Origin of the sequence: Streptomyces mashuensis, from assembly GCF_014654785.1 — a bacterium.
Lineage (GTDB): Bacteria > Actinomycetota > Actinomycetes > Streptomycetales > Streptomycetaceae > Streptomyces > Streptomyces mashuensis.
Genome location: NZ_BNBD01000016.1, coordinates 45,573 through 64,501, shown reverse-complemented (window position 1 = coordinate 64,501; position 18,929 = coordinate 45,573). Strand labels below are relative to the sequence as shown.

Sequence of the window (18,929 nt, the reverse complement as noted above, 5' to 3'; positions counted from 1 at the left end):
GATGGTGCGGCATGACCGGCTACCGGGCGGACGGACGGGCAACGGGACTCCTCGGCGAGGACACGGCGGGTGAGGCGCCGGCCGAGCGGCGTGAGCGGATCGTGCGCGCCGCGGTGCGGCAGGGGCTCCTCGACCCCGAGCGGGCGGTGCTCGCGGGCTTCGTCGACCTCGACGGGGTGGCCGCGAGCGTCGCCGCCCTGCGCGCGGCCTTCCCCGCGGACGTCCCCGTCCTGCACACGTTCGCCGCCAAGGCCAACTGCCTGGTCCCGGTGTTGCGGGCGCTGCGCGAGCTGGGCATGGGCTGCGAGGTGGCCAGCCCCGGCGAGCTCGCCCAGGCCCGGGCCGCCGGCTTCCCGGCCGGCCGGATCGTCTTCGACTCCCCGGCCAGGACCCGCGCCGACCTCGAGCAGGCCCTGGCCCTCGGCGTCGCCGTCAACGTGGACAACTTCCAGGAGCTCGCCCGCGTCGACGCCGTCCTGGCGGCCCGCCCGTCCGCCTCGCGCATCGGGGTGCGCGTCAACCCGCAGGTCGGCGGGGGCGCCATCGCCGCTCTGAGCACCGCCACCGCCACCTCGAAGTTCGGCATCGCCCTGGAGGACGACGGCAACCGCGACCGGCTGCTGCGCGCCTACCGGGACCGCCCCTGGCTCACCCGGGTGCACGCCCACGTCGGCTCGCAGGGCTGCCCCCTGGACCTCATCGCCGAGGGCGTCGCGAAGGCGGTGGAGTTCGCCGGGCAGGTCAATGCCGCGCTCGGCCGGCGCCAGGTCACCGGCATCGACATCGGCGGCGGCCTGCCGGTGGACTTCACCGGCGACACCGTACGGCCCGGCTTCGCCGCGTACGCCGCCCGGCTGCGCGACCGCGCCCCGGACCTGTTCGGCGGGGAGTACGAGGTCGTCACGGAGTTCGGCCGCGCGCTGCTGGCGAAGAACGGCTTCACCGCCGCGTACGTCGAGTACACCAAGACGGCCGGCGGCCGCCGCGTCGCCATCACGCACGCCGGCGCCCAGGTCGCCGTACGGACCGTGTTCCTGCCCGGGACGTGGCCGCTGCGGATCGCCGCGTACGGGCCCACGGGCACGGCCAAGCACGGCGAGCCCGTGCCGCAGGACGTCGCGGGCCCCTGCTGCTTCGCCGGGGACCTCGTGGCGCACGCCCACCCGCTGCCCCTGCTGGAACAGGGCGACATCGTCGCGCTGCTCGACACGGGCGCCTACTACTTCTCCACGCCCTTCCACTACAACAGCTTCCCCGACCCGGCGGTGCACGGCTTCCGCGTCGACCCGGCCGGCGCCGTGCGGTTCAGCCTGTTGCGGCCGGCCCAGACGCTGGAGCAGGTCGTGGCGCAGAGCGGTGACTGAGGTGATGGGCGTACGGCCGGGCCCGCGGGCGGCCGGGCGCGCACGGCGGTCCGTCGTGGTGGCGCTGGCCGCGGCCTGCGCCGCGGTGGCGGGCTGGGCGGCGGTGGACGGGGACACCGACCCGGGCACGGTGGTGCAACTGGGTCTGGCGGCGGCGAACATGGCGGGCCGCGTGCTGACCCCGCCGCCGGGCGGCGGCACCGGCGGCCGGCGCCCCTGCTTATGCTCGGGGCACGGGAACGACGACACGGCCGGTGGGGGAGTGGCGATGGGGACGGAACGGCGCATCGAGTACCGGCCGGCGGAACCGGGCGACCGCGCGCAGATCGAGGCGATCGACGACGCGTTCACCACCGACACGGTCTACGAGGTGGTCGCGGACGGCCACGCCTTCGTGCTGCGGCCCACCGCGGTGGACCCGCCGCTGGTCAAGACGTTCCCCGCAGACGACGGCGACGGCGAGGACCTCCTGGCCCCGGGCCGCCACGTGGAGGTCGCGGTGGCGGACGGCACCGTCTGCGGTTTCGTGGCCGCCGGCGTGGAGGAGTGGAACCGCCGCCTGGTCGTCCACGAGATCGCGGTGGCCCCCGGCCACCGCGGGCAGGGCATCGGCGGCGCACTGCTGCGGCGGGCCCTCGCCCACGGGCGCCGCCACGGCGCCCGGACGGCCTGGCTGGAGGTGACCAACGTCAACGTGCCCGCGATCCGTGCCTACCAGCGCCTCGGGTTCGCGCTGTGCGGCCTGGACACCACCCACTACCGCGGCACGCCGAGCGAGGGCGAGACGGCGCTGTTCATGAGCAAACCGCTCGACACGACGATCGACATCTGACCGCACGTCACGTCATGTCACGTCCGTCCGCCGGGGGACGCAGCCGTAGGCCGCGGCGACGAGCAGGACCGCCGCGGCCACCGCCAGCAGGACCACGGCCGGGCGGACGGCCGCGTGCAGCAGCAACGCGCCCAGCAGACCGCCGCCGAACATGCCCACGACCGACGCGGCGCGGTGCAGCTGGTTGGCCCGGCCCGCCGGGATACGGGTGTCCAGCGCCGTGGGCGCGCTGCCGAGGAGACCCGTCAGCGCCCGGGTGGCCACCGTGGTGGGCATGCCCGGCACGCCGGCCCGCAGCGTGGTGACGTTGCGCATGCCCATGGCCGCCGCCACCGTCGCCGTGACGGCGTACTGCGCCGTGGTGAGCGGACCGCCGTGCTGCTCGACGCGGCCCCAGGCCACGGCCGCCGCTCCGCCCAGGAGCGCCGCCTCGCACAGCAGCCCGGACACGAACCAGCGGTGCCCCCGCACGTCCTCCTCCGACTCGAAGCGGGCGCCCAGCAGCGCGCCCAGCACGAACCCGCCGAGGGAGGCCGCCGAGGCCGCCGGCGACAGGCCGCCCTCCCCGGCGAACGCGAAGCCGAGGAGGAGCAGGTTGCCGGTCTGCACCGCCGTGAACACCGGCCCCAGCACCAGGAAGCTGACGGCCTCCACCACGCCCGTGGTGACCGTGAGCGCGACCATCGCCGCCGTCAGCCCGCCGCCGGCCTCGGGTTTCACGGCGCCTCCTCGTCTCCCGGTCCCCTCGCGATTCCTACCGCGGACGGGCACGCACCGTGCATGCGTTCACCCTGCGGACCGCCAGTTCTTTGCAGAAACAGCAAGAATCTTTGCCAAGGCGGCCTGGAGCGGGCACGGTCGGTGCCACGCCCGACACGACCCCGTACCGCTGGAGGAACGACGATGACCCACGGCACCCATGGCACCCACGATCACGGAACCGACGACTTCGACTGGGCGGCGATGGCCGACCTGCTGGAGAACGAGGCGGAGACCCACGCCTCGTACGTGCGCGACGCCCTGGCGCGGCTGGACGGCCCGGCGCCGCGGCGCGTCCTCGACGTCGGCAGCGGCCCCGGCGTGGCCGCCTGCCTGCTGGCCGAGCGGTTCCCGCAGGCCGAGGTGGTGGCCGTGGACGGGGAGCCGGAGCTGCTCGCGCGGGCCGAGGCGCGGGCCCGCCGGCTGGGCGTCCGGCTGCGGACGCGCACCGCCGGCTTCCCCGAGGACCTCGGCGGGCTGGGCGAGGCGGACCTGGTGTGGGCGGCGAACGTCGTCCATCACCTCGGTGACCAGCAGGGCGGCCTGAAGCGGCTGGCGGGGCTGGTCGCCCCCGGCGGCGTCCTGGCCGTCACCGAGGGCGGCCTGCCCGTGCGCTTCCTGCCGCGCGACGCCGGCACCGGCCGGCCCGGGCTCCAGGAACGCCTGGACGCGGCGCGGGCGGAGCGGTTCGAGCGGATGCGGGCCGAACTGCCGGGAACGGTCGCGGCGGTCGAGGACTGGCCGGCCATGCTGCGCGCCGCCGGCCTCACCGACGCGCACAGCGCGTCCTTCCTCGTCGACCACCCGGCACCGCTCGCGGAGGGCCCGCGCGCGTCCGTGCGCCGGATGCTGGAGCGGTACCGCACGGTCCTCGACGGGCTGCTGGACCAGGACGACCTGGCCGCGCTGGACCGCCTGCTGGACCCGGACAGCCCCGAGGGCGTCGACCGCCGGCCCGACCTGTTCCTGCTCACCGCGCGGACCGTGCACTTCGCCCGCCGCCCGCGCGACTGACGGGCCGTGACCCGCCCGTGACCCCGGCCCTTGACCTCAACCGCGGTCGAGGTCCTAGCGTGCCCCGCGGTGATCCTGCACGTCCCGACCCATGACAGGAAGAGTGACGATGATCCTCGTGACCGGCGCGACCGGCAACATCGGGAGCGCTCTGCTGCGGCAGCTGCACGCACACGGTGCCGGCCCCGTCCGCGGCCTGACCCGCAACCCGGCCCGGGCCTCCTTCCCCGCCGGCGTCGAGGCCGTCGAGGGCGACCTGACCCGGCCGGACACCCTGCACGCCGCGCTCAAGGGCGTCCGCGCCATGGTGCTCCTGTCCGGCACGAGCACCGCGGCCGGCTCCGCCGCCGAGGACGGCGTGCTGACCGCCGCCCGCGAGGCGGGCGTCGACCACGTGGTGCTCGTCTCCAGCATCGCCGTGCAGACGCACCCGCACCTGGCGTGCTACGCGTCGATCCACGCCGCCGAACGGGCGGTGCGGGACAGCGGCATGGACTGGACGATCCTGCGGCCCACCCAGTTCGCCTCGAACACCCTGTGGTGGGCGCCGTCGGTCCGCGAACACGGCACGGTCCGCGCCCCCTTCGCCGACACCGGACTGCCCGTCATCGACCCGGCCGACATCGCCGCCGTGGCCCGGGTCGTGCTCACCGGCCCCGGCCACCGGGGCCGGACGTACGCGCTGACCGGCCCGGAGACCGTCACGCCCCGGCGCCAGGCCGCGGCCCTGGCCGCTGCCCTGGGCCGGGAGGTGACCTTCACCGAGATCAGCCGGGAGGAGGCCCACCGCGACCTCGCCGCCGTCCTCGGCGACGCGACCGCCGCCGACGTGCTCGACCTGATGGGCGGTGACGTCAACGAGGAGCTGCTCGCGGTGCGGGACACGGTCCGGGAGCTCACCGGTGTCCCGGCCCGCACGTTCGAGGAGTGGGCGCGCGAGCACGCCGCCGCCTTCCGCTGAGAGGCGGGAGTCACCTTCGTGTTCGCCGCCCGGCCCGGGCCGGAGAAGTGGTGTCATAGATCCATGCAGCCGACGTTGAGCGAAACCCACCTGGCCCGCATCCGTGCAGCGATCACCGACTACGGCATCAAGCTGTGCGGAACCTCCGGCGTTCCCGTGTGCGTACCGGTCCGGACGGGATTCCCCGCATGCCCGGACTGCGGGCGCCTGGGTGCGTCGGTGCTGCTGAAGCCGGGCACGCTCGAGGGGGGCGAGCTCACGTACGAGGGATGCGAGCACACGTTCACCATCCCGCGCTAGGACATGACAGGGCACGACCGGACACGACAGGAGGGGCACCGTGGGCAACCAGCAACCGTGTGCGAAGTGCGGCGGCAGCGGACTCATCGCGCAGGACGACGGCAGCGTCGTCGTCTGCCCGGACGCCAACGGCCCCGGGCACTACTGACCGGGCCCGCAGCCACCGGAATTCTCAGCGTTTTCACAGAATCCTGAGAGGAGACTCTCACCCGCCGCCGCCACGATCGTCCACCATGACCACCGCCGCGCCCGCCGGGCGCTCACCGCTGCTGCACGACGACGGAACTCCCGTACGCATCCTCGTCGTCGACGACGAGCCGTCGCTCGCCGAGCTGCTCGCCGTCGCCCTGCGCCACGAGGGCTGGGAGGCCCGCACCGCCGCCGACGGTGCCGCGGCCGTGCGGGCCGCCCGCGCGCTGCGGCCCCACGCCGTGGTGCTCGGCACGACGCTGCCCGACGCGGACGGCCTGGCGGTGCTCGGCCGGCTCCGGCAGCACCACCCGGGCCTGCCCGCGCTGTTCCTCACCGCCAGGGACTGCGGCAGGGGCTCCGCCCAGGACCGCGTGGCCGGACTCACCGCCGGCGGCGACGACCACGTCACCAAGCCCTTCGGCCTGGAGGAGGCCGTGGCCCGGCTGCGCGGGCTGCTGCGCCGGTCCCGCGCCGTCGCCGCCGTGCGCGCCGACTCCGTGCTCACCGTCGGCGACCTCGTCCTCGACGAGGACAGTCACGAGGTCCGCCGCGGCGGCACCGGGATCCGTCTCACCGCCACGGAGTTCGAGCTGCTGCGCTTCCTCATGCGCAACCCGTGCCGCGTCCTCAGCAAGCCGCAGATCCTCGACCGGGTGTGGTCCTACGACTTCGGCGGCCGGGCCAACGTCGTCGAGCTCTACATCTCCTACCTCCGCCGCAAGATCGACGCGGGCCGCCCGCCGATGATCCACACCCGGCGCGGCGCGGGCTACCTGATCAAGCCCGCCGCGCCGGCGGGCGCACCGTGACACCGTCACCCTTCCTCCCTCGAAGGAGGGAACTCTCCTCCGAGCGCCCTCCCGGCCCGCCGGGCCCGCACTAGGGTTCGGGAGCCCTACGGATTCGCGGCCCTACCCCGGCCCGGGACACCCCGGAGGAGAACGACATGTCCAGCTACCGCTACCGGTGCGCAGCCTGCGGCATCACCTGGGAGGAGGTGGCCAACCGGCGACAGGCCGAGCAGGAGCGCGAACGACACCGCAGCGAGGTGCACGGCGGCGGCGCCCCCGACGGCGACGGCATCCAGGCGAACGAGTCCAAACCCTGGCCCGGCAGCGGAGCAATCCTCGCCGGGCTCGTCCTCGTCCTCCTCCTGCTCTACAGCGGCCGGCACGGCCAGTGACCACGCACGGCGGCCCGGCACCCCTCGTGCAGGGGTGCCGGGCCGCCGTTCGTGTGGAGCCCGTCAGGCCGCCCGGCGGCGGCGGAGGAAGGCCACCGCCGCCGCGCCCGGGAGGGCGACGGCTGCCGCGGCGGACGCGGCCGGGAGCCAGGAGTCCGCCTCGCGGGCCGGGGCGGCGGCCGTGGCCTTGGTGCCGTCCTCGGGCAGGGCGTAGCCGCCGGCCATGCCCTTGCGGTCGTAGGCCGAGCCGGGCTGCTTGTCGCCGTAGCGCTTGGTCACGAGCTGCTGGTAGGCGGCCAGGCTGACGGTCTTCCTGCCCTGGAGGGCGGTGGACGCCTCCTTGTTGAGGGGCTCCACCGCGCCCGCGCCGGTCAGCCGGTACCAGGCGTGGATCTGCGGCTCCAGGAACGTCCGGGCCTGCTCGGTGCCGCGCTCGGCGGCGCTGATGTCCGCCTCGCCGTCACGGATGCCGGCCAGCTGCCAGGAGCCGCCGGAGCCGCCCGGTGCCAGGAGTACGGCGGCCTGGTGGCCGTCGGCGGCCGAGACGCGGGCGGCGAGGTACGACAGCCGCAGCGCGCCGTCCGCCGTGGGGCGGGCCTTGCCGGTGACGAAGCCGGGCGCGAGCTCGTACATCGGCACGGGCTGCTTGACGTCGAACCGCGGCGGCGTCTGCGGCGACTGCGGCGTCTGGGCGATGCCGCGCCGGGCGCCACCGGACGTGCCGCCGTCGGTGCCGGGCGCGGCCTGGTTCCCGGCGGCGGTCAGGAACCGTCCGACGGTGGTGCGGACCTGGTCGGAGCCCAGCACCTGCCGGGCGGCGGCGTAGTCCGCCGAGGCGGGGGCGGTGGGGGTGTCGGCCTGCGCGGAAACGGTTCCGCAGAGGGTGACGGCAGCGGCGGCCGCGAGCACGGCGGCGGCGCGCCGGGTGAGGGAACGGGACATGGCGGTCGTCTCCTAGCCGTGGATGCCGATGCGCGAGTGGGTCCACCGGAAGGAGGAGTTCCCGGTGTAGGTGGAGTAGTTCCACCACGTGTAGGTCTGGGTGCTGGGCCACGGGTCGCCGACGGCGACCATGTTGCTGGAGCTGTCGTAGCCGTAGATGACGTTCATGTGGCCGCCGCCGGAGGTCCAGCCGATGCGGACCGCGAACGGCCGGCCGTTGGCGATCTCGTTCTGCGTCTCGCCGAAGGACGCGTTGCGCCACAGGTCGGTGCCGCTGTTGCGGAAGCCCATGTTCCGGAGGCCGTTGGCCATGTCGCCGAGCGTGGCGGGCCGGTTGTTGCAGTCCAGCCCGCTGTTGCCCTGGGCGGCCAGGCGGCAGAAGTCGTACTGGTTGTACTGCGTGTAGCCCCAGTAGTTGGCGATGGTCAGGCCGGAGGCGTCCCAGCACCACTGGTCGCGGACCTGCTTCTGCATGCCGATGTTGAGGGCCGTCCACCCGCTGGGCCGCGTCGTGGTGCACACCGGCAGGCCGCCGGTGTCCTCCCGGACGAAGGCGTCGGCGATGTAGTACGCGCCCGACCATATCCAGCGCGAGTTGTTCTCGACCACGTCGCCGGTGGTCCGGCACACCATGGGGATGTGGTCGCCGACGGGCGAGGTGCCGGTGACGTTCGCGGACAGCGAGGGCAGCGCCCGCTGGTTGACGGTGCTGAAGTTGCCCTGTCCGCCGGTGACGGTGCCGGTGACGGCGGCCTGCGCCTGCGGGCCGAAGGCCAGCAGCAGCCCGCCGGAGAGGGCGGCGACGACCGCGGAGCGGACCGTGCGTCCGCGGGCGGTGCCGCGGACCTTTCTGCGGATGCGGAGTTTGTGCATGGGGGGTTCCTCGAAACGTGAAGAGGTTCGTGGTGCCGATGTGCTGGTCAGGAGTGCTGATCAGGAGCGGCGGGCGCGGCGGCGCAGCCACAGGGCCGCGCAGCCGCCCGCCAGGGCGAGGGCCGCGGCGGTGACGCCGAGGGTCACCGCGCCCGGCCCCGTTCCGCCGCCGGAGGAGGCGGCGGCCCGGGGAGCCGCCGACGGTGCGGCGGCCGGCCCGGCGGCCGGCCCGGCCGCGTCCCGGGCCGCGGGTGCGGCCGGGGACGCGGCGGTGACCTCGGCCCGCGACTCGGCGCGGCCGAGCGCGGGGAACGCGGTCTGCGCCGTGATCGTCCAGCTGCCGGCGGGCAGGGCCTCGGCGGTGGTGAAGGTGCCCGGCTTGCCGGGCACCTTGACGAACCGCCAGGGGCCGAGCGTCGTCCCGTCCGTGGCCGTCGCGGTGACGGTGCCCGCAACGTCCTCGTCCACGGGGTCGCCGTCGTTCTCCCAGGTCGCCGAGGTGACCGGGTGGCCGGCGGAGACGCCGACGGTCAGCCGGATGCTGTCGCCGTGGGCCCGTGCCGTCGTCGCGGGCCCCAGGACGAGCAGGCCCGCGAGGACGGCGGCGGCCGTCACAGTGGTGGTGCGGCGGTGGGACACGGCTCAGGACGCCTTCTGCAGGGTCCAGAGCTGCCGGCCCGAGCTGTCGGAGTCCTGGAGCTCGAGCAGCCAGGCCCCGTAGTACGGGCGGTTGCCGACGCCCAGCACCAGCCGGCCGTCACCGGCGGTCAGCCGCAGGCCGTCGCCGGACCGGTCGAGCCGCCACTGCTGGGCGGTGCTGCTGCCGGAACAGGGCTGCTGGGCGACCCACTGGCCGGCCCGGGGCGTGCCGCCGGGCTGGAGGCACTTGCCCGACACGGCCGAGCGCAGCCGCACGTGGCCGCCGCCGGCGTCGTCGGCGTACCACTGCTGGAGCGTCAGGCCGTTGGGCTGGTCGCCGACCAGCACCGTGCCGTCCGCCGTCCTGCCGCCCCAGACCGCGGCGGCCAGCCCGGTGGTGCCGTTGGTCAGCGTGTACCGGGCGCCGGGCGTGGTGGTGACGCCCACGGCGGGCGTGCGGAACGACACGGCCCGGCCGGGCCGCGCGTCGTGGCCGGCGCTGTCGCGGACGGCGACGGCGACGGTGTAGGCGGTGTCCGGCCGCAGGTTGTAGATGCGGGCCGAGGTGCCCTGGACCCACGCCAGGTACTTGCCGTCCAGGAGCAGCTGGTACCAGGCCGCGTTGGGCACGGCGGGCCAGCTGACGACGGCCGTGTCGGACGTGAGCTGTCCGACCACCGGTACGGGCCCGGTCGAGGGCGTCGGTCCGGTGCTGCCGGTCGGGCGCGGGGTGGGCGAGGGCGAGGGGCCGGTGTCGGGCCCGGTGCCGTTGCCCTTCATGAGGAACTGGTTGTCGGCCACGTTCCAGTGGGTGGCGAGGTAACTGCCGGGCGACGGACTGGTGTTGTAGTAGTCGTCGTGCCGGCAGTCCAGGCGCTCGTCGTGGCCGCGCTCCGGGCAGACCGTGCGCATCGCGGGGTAGTACGGCGCGTCGGAGTAGCACATGACGTCCCACTCGTCGGTGCAGTGCGCGGCGCGGCTGCTGTTGGGCGCGCTGTTGTTCACGGCGCCGAGGTTGTGCCCCAGCTCGTGCGCGGCCGTCGAACCGCCCCAGCACCCCGCGTCCGTACGGCCGTAGGACGGGCCGAAGTTGCTGAGGTTGCTCGAGTCGGGGCGCTCGTCGCCGTTGAAGGTGCCGATGCCGCAGTACACCTTGGCGTCCGCGAAGACCATGTACTTGCGGTCGCGCCGGTCGAAGCCCTTCGCCGCCAGCGCCGTGTTCATGGCGCCGAACTCCGCCAGGGCCTGGTCGGGCACCTCCACGTTGATCACGGTCGGCGTGCAGTCGGCGCCGGTCACGAACCGGATGTGCCGTACGCCGCCGGTCTCCTGCGCGCTGGCGAAGTAGATGGTGTCGGCGTCGGCGGCCCAGGCGCGGAACGACGGCAGGTACTGGGCGTACCGGTCGTTGCCGGGGCCGTGCACGTAGACCACCTGGACGCGGTTGCCGGTGCTGCCGTCGCCGTCGCACTGCACCGCCTGGCCGGCCGGTGCGGCCTTGCCGCCGCCCGTGGGGCCGGGCCGGGGCGACGCGGGTGCGGCCGGCGGGTTCTTCGCGGCGGCGGTGCCGGCGGCGCGGGCGTCCACCGGGACGGCGGGCCCGGAGGCCGGCCGGCCGGGCGCGGGCTTCGCGTCACCGTTGGCGTCACCGCTCGCGTCACCGGTGGCCGGCGCGGTGGACGGCGCGTCGTCGGGCGTGTCGCCGGGAGTCGCGGCGGTGGCCGCGGACTTGACGACGGGCGAGGTGTCCTTGGCGATGTCCACGCCCTTGGGCGGCTTGTCGGGGCCGTGGGTGCACCGGCCGTCGGCGGTCCGCAGCACACCCGCGCAGCGGTCGCCCTTCGGCGCCGGGCTCAGCCCCCGGTAGACCATGCCGTGCGCACGGTCCTCGGAGGGTATTCGGGCCACCGGGTCCGGCGTGCGGTCGTGCGCGGGGGCCGCCGCCGGGCCGGCGGCGGCCGTCTGCGCGGTGACGGCCTCCGGCCGTGCCGCCCCGGAGTCGAAGACCCCGCCGAGTGCCGCCGCGCCCGTGAGCGCACCGGCCGTGACGGCCACGGCGGCGATGAACATGCCGCGTTTTCGCCGTCGTTGCTGCACCTGTCTTCTGCGACCAGGCAAAGCCACTCCTCATTTCCTGTGGGGGGAGTTGGTGGGTGGCGGGAAGTGTGCCAGAACGGACGCGTCGTCAGACAGTCGTGAATCGACGGGAAATCGGCTGTAGGGGCCAAGGATTAATGGAAGGGGTCGCGGAGCAATTGCCAACTGGTTCTGCATTACGTTGAGTTACCGAGCAGTTGACAATGGTCTGATCCAACTCGCTCTGCTTTTCTTGGGCTTCACTTGGCGAGATCGTTATCTCGGAATAAAGGAGTCCGCTTGTGTGCAATGGCACTGCGTGGCCTTGCTGTCACGCATGATCACCAAGCCCTGGAATTCCTTAAGGAAGCGTTAAGGCGCACTTATGACAGCCCCTCGGCGGTGAGCAGCTCCTCCATCCACGCGACCGGAAGCACGGCCGACGTGCCCGCCTCCTCGGCGATGTCCGGGTCCTCGTCGGTGAGCAGGGCGGCGAGGCAGTCGAGCGGCAGGCCGGGGTTGCCGGCCGCCCCGGCACGCACCCGGGTCGCGGGATCGGCCGCGAGCATCCGCAGGAGCCCGGCCGGCAGGCCGGGCCGTGCCGCCGCCGCGGCGCGCAGCCGGTCGTTCCCCGATGTCGCGAAGCGCACGAAGGCGTCCGTGGGGAAGTCCGGGCGCGCCATGATGCCCGGCGCGGTCTTGCGCAGGTCACCGTGGTCCACGACGACGCGCTCCAGCTCCTCCGGCGGAACGGACCCGGCCGAGCGGGCGGTGAGCCGCTGGACCTGCGGGTCCGGGTCGGCCAGCAGCCGGGCCACCACCGGGCCGGGCAGCTCCCGGGCCTGCGCGGCCACCGCGTACCGCAGGAACGGCATCGCGGAGCCCAGGAGGCCCAGCCGCTCCTCGAGCGGCGCGGTCCGCACCCAGGCCAGGTCGCGGCCCGTCCATGCGAGGGGGAGGAGCGTCGCGGCGATGTCCCACTCGTCGTCGCCCTCCTCGGCCCCGGTCACCACCTCCTCGTGGAGCCGCGAGCGGAGGTCGTGGGAGATGCGGGGCGAGACCAGGAGCGTGTACCGCACTCCGAAGTCGTGGTCCGCCACCAGGAGGTCCAGGGCCGCACCGGGCAGCCCGGGGTTGCGGGCGAGCTCCGCCCTCACCTCCTGGTCCGGGTCCCGGGCCAGGCGCTCGGCCAGTTCCGGAGTGAGGGCGGCGCGGGGCGCCACGTACCGCCGTGTGCGCGGGTCGTCGAGCAGCGCGGCGTGCAGGTCGGCGGGCGGCACCGGGTGGTCGTCCGAGCAGGCCGCGGCCCGCACGGTGGGGTCGTCGTCCGTGAGCAGGGCGCGGTGCACGGCCGCGGGCGGTGTCCGCCACGCCTTGGCCAGGGCGGTCCGTACCGTGGCCGCCGGGTCGGTGGCCAGCCGGGTGCGCAGCCGGTCCGGCGTCCCGGCGTTGCCGGCGACGGCGGTGCGGACCGTCGCGTCCGGGTCGGCCGCGAGGCGCTCCAGCAGCTCGCCGCCGGTGAGACGCCCAGCCACGGCAGCACGTATCTCCGGATCGGGATCGGCGGCGAACCGCGTCCGCAGGGAAAGGGGAAGAGAAGGCATGCTCGCGAGGGCGTGAGCGACTTCTTCGTCGTCCGAAGCCGCCAATACCGCGCCGAGTTCCTCCGGGATGCTCTCCCGCCGCCAGGCGAGATGCCGCGCCGCCCACGGTGCTTTTGCGAGCCGGATCAGCACGTGCTCCGGCGCGGCCGGATTCGTCGTGAGCCCCGTGAGAATGTGCATACGTGCCCGTGCCGTGACGGTGGGTAGTCCCATGCGCACAACCTACCGTTCGTCATACCGGTCATACCTGGGTGCTACCCCGCCTTTGGCGCTGCGGGGTGACGCCGGCCGGACAGCCCCCTCCTTAACGTCCTCCCCGCCGGGCGGAAACGCCCCGCAACGCACAGCACACCAAGGGCGACGAGAGGAATGACCGGTGACGGGGAATCAGGGCACGGCAGCGCAGGCGGACGAAGCGGAAGGCCCCCGTCGCCGGCCCCGGAGATCGGGGCGGACCGTCCTCGCGCTGCTCGTCGCGGCCGCCGTGGTCGTCCCCGTGTCGGCCGCCGCCCGGCCCGCCGTGCCCGCGCCGGCCCCCGCCGCGCTCCCGGCCGGCGCCGGCCCGCAGGAGCGGTACGACGCCCACCGCGCCAACGCCGCGCGGGCCGCCGGCATGGCCGAGGCGCACGGCGACCGGCACCGCGCGGACCACCTGCGGGCCCTGGCGGACCCCGGCCGCCGGCTGCTGGACTTCGACGCCCGCGGCGGCGGCCGCGTCACCGAGGTGCTCGGCGACCTGGCCACGGCGCGGCGCGTCGCCGTCCTCGTGCCCGGGTCGGACACCACGCTGGACACCTACGAGCGGTTCCGCGCCGGCGCCGTGGCGCTGCACGACCGGCTCGGACCGGGCACGGCCGTCGTCGCCTGGCTCGGCTACGACACCCCGGGCACCGTCAGCACCGAGGTCGCCACCACCGGGCGCGCCGACGAGGCGGCCGGCCCGCTCACCCGGTTCGTGCAGCAGCTGCACGGCCTCAACCCGCGGGCGGGCATCTCCCTGCTCTGCCACTCCTACGGCTCGGTGGTCTGCGGCCGTGCCGCCCCCGGGCTCCGCGCGGTCACCGACATCGCCGTCTTCGGCAGCCCGGGCACGGGTGCCGACTCGGTGGCCGGCCTGCACACGACCGCCCGCGTCTGGGCCGGGCGCGGCGCGGACGACTGGATCGCCGGGGTGCCGCACACCCACGTCACCGTCGCCGGCACCACGGTCGGCTTCGGCGCCGACCCCGTCTCCGCCGGCTTCGGCGCCCGCGTCTTCCCCGCGGGCCCGGGCGGCCACAGCGACTACCTCAAGCCCGGGTCCGTGGCCCTGGACAGCCTCGCCCGCATCGTGCTCGGCACCGACCGCGCGGCCACCCCGAAGGACACCACCCGTGACTGACGTCCTCCTGCCCGTGCGGACGCCGCCCGCCCGCCGCGCCGTCCCCACCACGCCCACCGGCCGCGACCGCGACCGTGCTGTCGACGCCCTGCGGGCCGCCGCCATCGCCGGCGTGGTGCTGGGCCACTGGGTGGTCACCGCCCTCGTCGCCGAGGGCGGTACCGTCCGCACGGCAAGCCCGCTGCAGTTCCTGCCCGGCCTCACGCCCATCACCTGGGTCTTCCAGTCGCTGGCCGTGTTCTTTCTCGTCGGCGGGCATGTCGCCGCACGCGGCCACGCGGCGGCGCGGGCCCGCGGCACGGCGTACGGGCCGTGGCTCGCGGCCCGCCTGGCACGGCTGTTCCGGCCGGTCGCCGCCGTGCTGGTGCTGTGGGCCGTGGCCGCCGCCGGCATGCTCGCCTCCGGCGCCGACCTCACCACCGTGCACACGTTGCTCAAACTGGCCCTGTCACCCCTGTGGTTCCTGCTGGTGTTCGCCGCCCTGACCGCCGCCACGCCGCTGGTGGCACGGTGCCACCCGCTGTGGCCGCTCGCCGCCGTCGCCGCCGTGGACGCCGTACGCTTCGGGCTCGGCGGCCCCGCCTGGCTCGGCTGGGTCAACGTCGCCGCGGGCTGGCTCGTACCGTTCGCCCTCGGCGCCTCCCGGCCCCGGTCGCCGTTCGGGGCGGACCGGCGCACGGGGTGGGCCCTGCTGCTGGGCGGCGCCGCGGCGACCGTCGTGCTCGTGGCCGGGTGCGGCTACCCCGCGGCCATGGTGGGCGTGCCGGGAGCCCCGGTGTCGAACCTCAGCCCGCCCACGCTCGCCGCCGTCACCTTCGGGCTGGCCCAGTGCGGCCTGGCGTTCCTGCTCGCGCCGTCCCTGCGCCGCGTGCTGCGCCGGCCGGCGGCGTGGGCGGGCGTGACGTTCGTGAACCGCTACGCCATGACCGTCTTCCTGTGGCACCAGACGGCGCTGATGGCCGTCACGGCCGGCCTGCTGTGGGCGGGGCCGCTGCCCGGCCTGCACACCGCACCGGACGGCACCGCCTGGCTCGCGGCCCGGCTGACGTGGATGCCCCTGTTCGCCCTGGCCCTCGCCGTGTGCTGGACCGCGTTCCGCCACCACGAGCAGCACCGCGCCGGCGCCCGCGGCCGGCCGGTGCAAAGGGCAGGCGTCAGCGCGCCCCCTCCACTCCGGTGAGCTCCACGCCGTAGGCGCGCAGCCACGCGTCCAGGCGGACCGTGGACTCCACGAGGATCCGCTCGAGCTCCGACAGGCTGCTGCCGGCCGTGGTCCGGCCGGTCAGCCGGGCGACGGCGGCGCCGTCGAGGTACGGGCCCAGCGGCGCCCCCGCGTCACCGGCCGCGGCCGTGAGGCCGGTGATGCCGCACATGTCAGTCGTCCTCCCTCTCGGTCCAGGGGCCTCTGCGCCAGCCGGCGGTGTCGTAGTCGTCCAGACACTCCTGCACGAGGGCCTCGTACCGGGCGAGGCTGCCGCGCCGGCCCGCCCAGCGGAGGGCGTCCAGGCGCACCTGCTCGCCGTTGCCCGAGTAGTTGCGCTCGTACAGCTCGTGCCGGCCGCCGAACTCGGTGCCGATCGCGTCCCAGGCCAGCTTCAGCAGCTTGATGCGGTCCTCCGCTGTGCCCTCGGCGCCCCGGTAGTAGCGGTCGATCAGCGGCCGCAGCTCCGGGTCCGCCAGGTCGCCGGCGCCGGCCGGCACCGCGAGCGGAGCCCCGCCCAGCGTGGTCTCGAACAGCTCGTGCACCCGGCTCCAGACCTGGGCGTTGTACATCCGCATCGCCGAGGCGTGCTCCAGCCGCGGCAGCACCGTGCCGCCGCTGCCCGGCTCGGTGTCGTACGCCATGGCCGACGTCAGCGCCCACACCGTGTCGCGCAGCGTGACGAGCTCCCCGACGGCCGCCTGCACCCCGCGGAAGGTGTCGGTGCCGTTGGCGCGGGTGCCGCGGGACAGCAGCCCGGCCATCAGCTCCAGCTTGACCGCCATGCGCACGCCGGACTGGAAGTTGTACAGGTTGGCGAAGCCCGAGGTCGCGTAGAAGCCCGTGGCCCGCTCGACGTCCCGGTACACCAGGACGTCCTCCCACGGGATCAGCGCCTCGTCGAGCAGCAGCACCGCGTCGTTCTCGTCGAACCGGCTGCTCAGCGGCGCGTCGAAGGGCCGGGTGCCGGTCCGTGCATAGGGGGTGCGGCAGATCAGCCGTACGCCCGGGTTGTCCATGCGCACGAAGAAGACCAGCGCGAACGCCTCGGCCCTCCCCGGCTCCAGCACCGCCGAGCCGACCGGCGCCACGAACCCGGCGTTGGTGATCGCCGACCCGGTGGCGAGCATCTTCGCCCCGCTCACCACGATGCCCGCGTCCGTCTCGCGCACGGCGCGCACGAACACGTCCTCCATGTCGTGGACGGCCCGCCTGCGGTCCAGCGGCGGGTTGATGATGACGTGGTTGAGGTACAGCGCCCGGCTCGCGAACTCCCGGTACCAGGCGGTCGCGTTGTCCGCGTACGGGCCGTAGTAGGCGGCGTTGACGCCGAGACCCGCCATGAACGACGCCTTGTACTCGGGGGTGCGCCCCAGGAAGCCGTAGCTCATCCGCGCCCAGGCCGCGATGGCCTCGCGCGCCTCGACGAGCTCGGCCGCCGACCGGCTGGGCCGGAAGAACCTGTGCGTGCGGATGCCCGTGGCCGTGTCCACGCCGGTGAGCACACCGGACGTGGCGGGATCGTGGAGGGCGTCGTACAGCCGGGCCACGGAACGGGCGGCGTTGCGGAAGGCGGGGTGCCGGGTGACGTCCTTGACGCGCTCGCCGTCGAGGTGCACCTGCCGGCCGTCGCGCAGGCTCTCCAGGTAGTCCGCGCCGGTCATCAGCCGGTTGCCGGCCGTGGGCGTCGTCGTGGTCGTGGTCGTGGTCGTGGGGGTCATCGCACCAGCCCCGGGTTGACCAGCGGCGGGGTGCCGAGCACCTGGACGCGCCGCAGGTGCCGGGGCGCGCCGCTGGTGAAGGCGTTCCGGCCGTGCAGCAGCGTGTGGTTGTCGGTGAGGACGACGTCGCCGGTCCGCCACGCGTGGGCGTAGAGGTGGGCGGGGTCGTACAGCGCGGCCCGCAGCTCGCGGTGGAAGGCGTCCAGCTCGTCGGCGGGCAGGCCGGTGAACGTCAGGTCGGGGTGGTTGACGAAACTGTCGTCGCCGGCGTCGGTGGGCTCGTTGTAGCGGATGACGGGCGCGCCGTGGACGGGGTGGGCGTCCACGACGGGCGCGACCGTGGTGCTGTCGTAGTACTCCATGGCCCGGTGGTAGGTGCCGGTCACCTGCGACCACCGCGCGACCGTGTCCGGTCCGGCGTCCCGCAGCACGGCCGTGGTGTGGGAGAACGTGGTCTCGCCGCCGTTGCCCGCGCCGGGGGCCTGGACGCAGTGGAACACCTGGAACTCGGGGACGTGTTCGCGGTACATGCCGTCCCAGTGCATGGGCATGTGCCCGGCGGCGAAGATGTGGTCCTCCGGCTGTTCCCGCTCGACCAGGTCGAGGACGGTGCCGAAGGGCCAGACGCTCAACTCGCCCCACTGCGCGCAGTAGGCGGACATCTCCTCCGGCCCGGCGAAGCCGTCGAAGCCGCGCAGCAGCACCAGGTGGTGGTCGCGGGTGAGCGACCGCAGGGCCGCCACGGGTATCGCATCGACGGGTGTGCCGGGGCGGGGCGCGTGGAGAGCGACGCCGAACGGTTCGAGGGGGGCCGGTTCGCAGGGGAGCAGGGTGGTCATACGGGTCTCCTGGTGATGCGGGGGGTGGGGGTTCACGCGCAGGCGCGTGCGGGGGAGGCCACCGGCGCGTTCGCGGCCGGTTCCAGCACGTAGTGGCTGGTGCGGCCGTCGGCGAGGACGGGCCGTGCCCCGGCCCGTTCGGCCTCGGCGCGCTTCATGAGGGTGAAGCGGCCGCCGGTCTCGACGGCGACGCCGTGCCAGGGCGTGAGCCAGGCGTCGGGGGTGTCGGCGAGGAGGATGCCGATCTTCTCCGTGGAGCAGGGCTGCGGGTGGATGGACAGCCGCAGGGCGGTGGGGAAGAGCTCGCCCAGCAGGTCGCCCCAGGCACGGCTGCGCTGGATGACGCGGTAGGCGAGGTCGCGGCACTTGCGCTGGAGGGCGGAGCGGGTGCCGGTCCACTGCGGGCCGGACAAATCCTCCAGCATGAACCGGGTGATGCCCCGGTACATGGCGAGCGGCGCACCTCCGCCGCGCACCTCGGCGCGCAGCTCCTCCAGGGTGGGGGCGTGGCCGTCGGTGAGGAGGGCCCGCATGTCCTCGTGGCCGACGCCGGGGTGGACGTCGTCGAGCGTGAACTGCTCCAGGTGGCGGGCGCCGATCCGGCCGATCGTCGCGTCGAGACCGCGGGCGTAGGCCGTGACGTTCTCGTCGCTCACGCCGAGCAGGTCGTTGAAGACACGGCCGTCGGAGCAGATGCGGATGACCGCCCCGGGGGCGTGCACCGCGCCGATGCGCTCGCACAGCGCGTCGAGGAAGCGCAGCGCGAGTTCCTCGGCCATGTCGGGCAGCGGGCCGCTGACCTTGGCCGGGTTGGGGGACTTCACCGGAAACGCCGGCAGGACGAACTCGATGCGGCGGCCGGCCTCCACGGCGGCGCGCACGGCCTCCAGATGGTGCCGGACGCAGTGCCGGCAGACGGTGCCGGCGCAGCCGCCGTCGCGGAGCCGGCGCTGGTGGGACAGGACCTCCCGGAGGATGTCGACGGCGAGTAATGCGATATCGGGTGCGGCGGAACGGTGCACCGCGCCTCCCTTCGTGGACTGGGGTC

The 18,929-nt window shown here is 74.8% G+C and carries 19 protein-coding genes; 9 read left to right on the top strand and 10 right to left on the bottom strand.

Annotated elements, in window-relative coordinates; all coding sequences use genetic code 11:
* The first annotated feature begins 11 nt into the window (after positions 1–11).
* The gene (locus tag IE305_RS27830) at positions 12–1,364 is read left to right on the top strand and encodes a type III PLP-dependent enzyme domain-containing protein (RefSeq protein ID WP_190132545.1); all 1,353 of its coding nucleotides are present in this window, start codon (positions 12–14) and stop codon (positions 1,362–1,364) included.
* A complete protein-coding gene (locus IE305_RS27825) occupies positions 1,357–2,196 on the top strand; it encodes a GNAT family N-acetyltransferase (protein ID WP_229891612.1) in 840 nt (279 codons plus the stop codon). Before IE305_RS27830 ends, IE305_RS27825 begins: the two co-directional genes overlap by 8 nt.
* A gap of 12 nt (positions 2,197–2,208) precedes the next feature.
* Here IE305_RS27825 and IE305_RS27820 read toward each other — a convergent pair whose 3' ends face one another.
* Entirely contained in the window at positions 2,209–2,916 is a 708-nt protein-coding gene (locus IE305_RS27820) for a YoaK family protein (RefSeq protein ID WP_190132544.1), read from the bottom strand.
* A gap of 183 nt (positions 2,917–3,099) precedes the next feature.
* Here IE305_RS27820 and IE305_RS27815 point away from each other — a divergent pair, with 183 nt between their 5' ends.
* The 5 genes from IE305_RS27815 to IE305_RS27795 all read left to right on the top strand — a co-directional run bounded on the left by IE305_RS27815 (position 3,100) and on the right by IE305_RS27795 (position 6,605).
* The gene (locus IE305_RS27815) at positions 3,100–3,969 is read left to right on the top strand and encodes a class I SAM-dependent methyltransferase (RefSeq protein ID WP_190132543.1); all 870 of its coding nucleotides are present in this window, start codon (positions 3,100–3,102) and stop codon (positions 3,967–3,969) included.
* 109 nt (positions 3,970–4,078) lie between these two features.
* Positions 4,079–4,930: an NAD(P)H-binding protein gene (locus tag IE305_RS27810; protein WP_190132542.1), complete on the top strand. Its 852-nt coding sequence runs from the start codon at positions 4,079–4,081 to the stop codon at positions 4,928–4,930.
* A 63-nt stretch (positions 4,931–4,993) separates the two neighbouring features.
* Entirely contained in the window at positions 4,994–5,230 is a 237-nt protein-coding gene (locus IE305_RS27805) for a hypothetical protein (protein WP_190132541.1), read from the top strand.
* Positions 5,231–5,463: 233 nt separating this feature from the next.
* Positions 5,464–6,231 carry a response regulator transcription factor gene (locus IE305_RS27800; protein ID WP_190132540.1) on the top strand — a complete coding sequence of 256 codons (768 nt, stop codon included), beginning with the start codon at positions 5,464–5,466 and terminating at the stop codon, positions 6,229–6,231.
* Positions 6,232–6,368: 137 nt separating this feature from the next.
* On the top strand, positions 6,369–6,605 hold the full coding sequence (locus tag IE305_RS27795; protein WP_190132539.1) for a hypothetical protein: 237 nt from the start codon (positions 6,369–6,371) through the stop codon (positions 6,603–6,605).
* A 63-nt stretch (positions 6,606–6,668) separates the two neighbouring features.
* Here IE305_RS27795 and IE305_RS27790 read toward each other — a convergent pair whose 3' ends face one another.
* The 5 genes from IE305_RS27790 to IE305_RS27770 all read right to left on the bottom strand — a co-directional run bounded on the left by IE305_RS27790 (position 6,669) and on the right by IE305_RS27770 (position 12,670).
* Entirely contained in the window at positions 6,669–7,547 is an 879-nt protein-coding gene (locus IE305_RS27790; RefSeq protein ID WP_190132538.1) for a hypothetical protein, read from the bottom strand.
* A 12-nt stretch (positions 7,548–7,559) separates the two neighbouring features.
* Positions 7,560–8,420, bottom strand: a complete 861-nt coding sequence (locus IE305_RS27785; RefSeq protein WP_229891610.1) for a papain-like cysteine protease family protein — start codon at positions 8,418–8,420, stop codon at positions 7,560–7,562.
* A 60-nt stretch (positions 8,421–8,480) separates the two neighbouring features.
* Positions 8,481–9,059, bottom strand: coding sequence for a hypothetical protein (locus tag IE305_RS27780; RefSeq protein WP_190132537.1), 579 nt, complete (start codon positions 9,057–9,059; stop codon positions 8,481–8,483).
* Between the two features lie 3 nt (positions 9,060–9,062).
* Positions 9,063–11,129: an RICIN domain-containing protein gene (locus tag IE305_RS27775; RefSeq protein ID WP_229891609.1), complete on the bottom strand. Its 2,067-nt coding sequence runs from the start codon at positions 11,127–11,129 to the stop codon at positions 9,063–9,065.
* A gap of 389 nt (positions 11,130–11,518) precedes the next feature.
* Positions 11,519–12,670 (bottom strand): hypothetical protein, encoded by a 1,152-nt coding sequence (locus IE305_RS27770; RefSeq protein ID WP_190132536.1) that lies wholly within the window; start codon positions 12,668–12,670, stop codon positions 11,519–11,521.
* Positions 12,671–13,115: 445 nt separating this feature from the next.
* On the opposite strand from IE305_RS27770, the gene IE305_RS27765 reads away from it, so the two are divergent.
* Positions 13,116–14,120 (top strand): alpha/beta hydrolase, encoded by a 1,005-nt coding sequence (locus IE305_RS27765; protein WP_190132535.1) that lies wholly within the window; start codon positions 13,116–13,118, stop codon positions 14,118–14,120.
* Entirely contained in the window at positions 14,113–15,300 is a 1,188-nt protein-coding gene (locus IE305_RS27760) for an acyltransferase family protein (RefSeq protein WP_373311765.1), read from the top strand. Before IE305_RS27765 ends, IE305_RS27760 begins: the two co-directional genes overlap by 8 nt.
* On the opposite strand, the gene IE305_RS27755 is transcribed toward IE305_RS27760, so the two are convergent.
* Genes IE305_RS27755 through IE305_RS27740 form a run of 4 tightly spaced genes read right to left on the bottom strand, consistent with a single transcriptional unit; the run spans position 15,275 to position 18,903 of the window.
* Positions 15,275–15,493 carry a hypothetical protein gene (locus IE305_RS27755; RefSeq protein WP_190132534.1) on the bottom strand — a complete coding sequence of 73 codons (219 nt, stop codon included), beginning with the start codon at positions 15,491–15,493 and terminating at the stop codon, positions 15,275–15,277. The two genes, IE305_RS27760 and IE305_RS27755, sit on opposite strands and share 26 nt — an antisense overlap.
* Before the next feature lies 1 nt (position 15,494).
* Entirely contained in the window at positions 15,495–17,042 is a 1,548-nt protein-coding gene (locus tag IE305_RS27750; RefSeq protein ID WP_190132533.1) for a 4-hydroxyphenylacetate 3-hydroxylase family protein, read from the bottom strand.
* Positions 17,039–17,881: a TauD/TfdA dioxygenase family protein gene (locus IE305_RS27745; RefSeq protein ID WP_190132532.1), complete on the bottom strand. Its 843-nt coding sequence runs from the start codon at positions 17,879–17,881 to the stop codon at positions 17,039–17,041. The genes IE305_RS27750 and IE305_RS27745 overlap by 4 nt, the downstream gene beginning before the upstream one ends.
* 32 nt (positions 17,882–17,913) lie before the next feature.
* Entirely contained in the window at positions 17,914–18,903 is a 990-nt protein-coding gene (locus IE305_RS27740; RefSeq protein ID WP_229891607.1) for an L-tyrosine/L-tryptophan isonitrile synthase family protein, read from the bottom strand.
* Positions 18,904–18,929 lie beyond the last annotated feature (26 nt).

Excerpts from the sequence above, each read along its gene's own strand:
- IE305_RS27810 (WP_190132542.1), top strand. The coding sequence starts at position 4,079 with ATGATCCTCGTGACCGGCGCGACCGGCAACATCGGGAGCGCTCTGCTG.
- IE305_RS27805 (WP_190132541.1), top strand. The coding sequence starts at position 4,994 with ATGCAGCCGACGTTGAGCGAAACCCACCTGGCCCGCATCCGTGCAGCG.
- IE305_RS27815 (WP_190132543.1), top strand. The coding sequence starts at position 3,100 with ATGACCCACGGCACCCATGGCACCCACGATCACGGAACCGACGACTTC.
- IE305_RS27750 (WP_190132533.1), bottom strand. The coding sequence starts at position 17,042 with ATGACCCCCACGACCACGACCACGACCACGACGACGCCCACGGCCGGC.
- IE305_RS27755 (WP_190132534.1), bottom strand. The coding sequence starts at position 15,493 with ATGTGCGGCATCACCGGCCTCACGGCCGCGGCCGGTGACGCGGGGGCG.
- IE305_RS27785 (WP_229891610.1), bottom strand. The coding sequence starts at position 8,420 with ATGCACAAACTCCGCATCCGCAGAAAGGTCCGCGGCACCGCCCGCGGA.
- IE305_RS27800 (WP_190132540.1), top strand. The coding sequence starts at position 5,464 with ATGACCACCGCCGCGCCCGCCGGGCGCTCACCGCTGCTGCACGACGAC.
- IE305_RS27830 (WP_190132545.1), top strand. The coding sequence starts at position 12 with ATGACCGGCTACCGGGCGGACGGACGGGCAACGGGACTCCTCGGCGAG.
- IE305_RS27795 (WP_190132539.1), top strand. The coding sequence starts at position 6,369 with ATGTCCAGCTACCGCTACCGGTGCGCAGCCTGCGGCATCACCTGGGAG.
- IE305_RS27790 (WP_190132538.1), bottom strand. The coding sequence starts at position 7,547 with ATGTCCCGTTCCCTCACCCGGCGCGCCGCCGCCGTGCTCGCGGCCGCC.
- IE305_RS27775 (WP_229891609.1), bottom strand. The coding sequence starts at position 11,129 with ATGTTCATCGCCGCCGTGGCCGTCACGGCCGGTGCGCTCACGGGCGCG.
- IE305_RS27745 (WP_190132532.1), bottom strand. The coding sequence starts at position 17,881 with ATGACCACCCTGCTCCCCTGCGAACCGGCCCCCCTCGAACCGTTCGGC.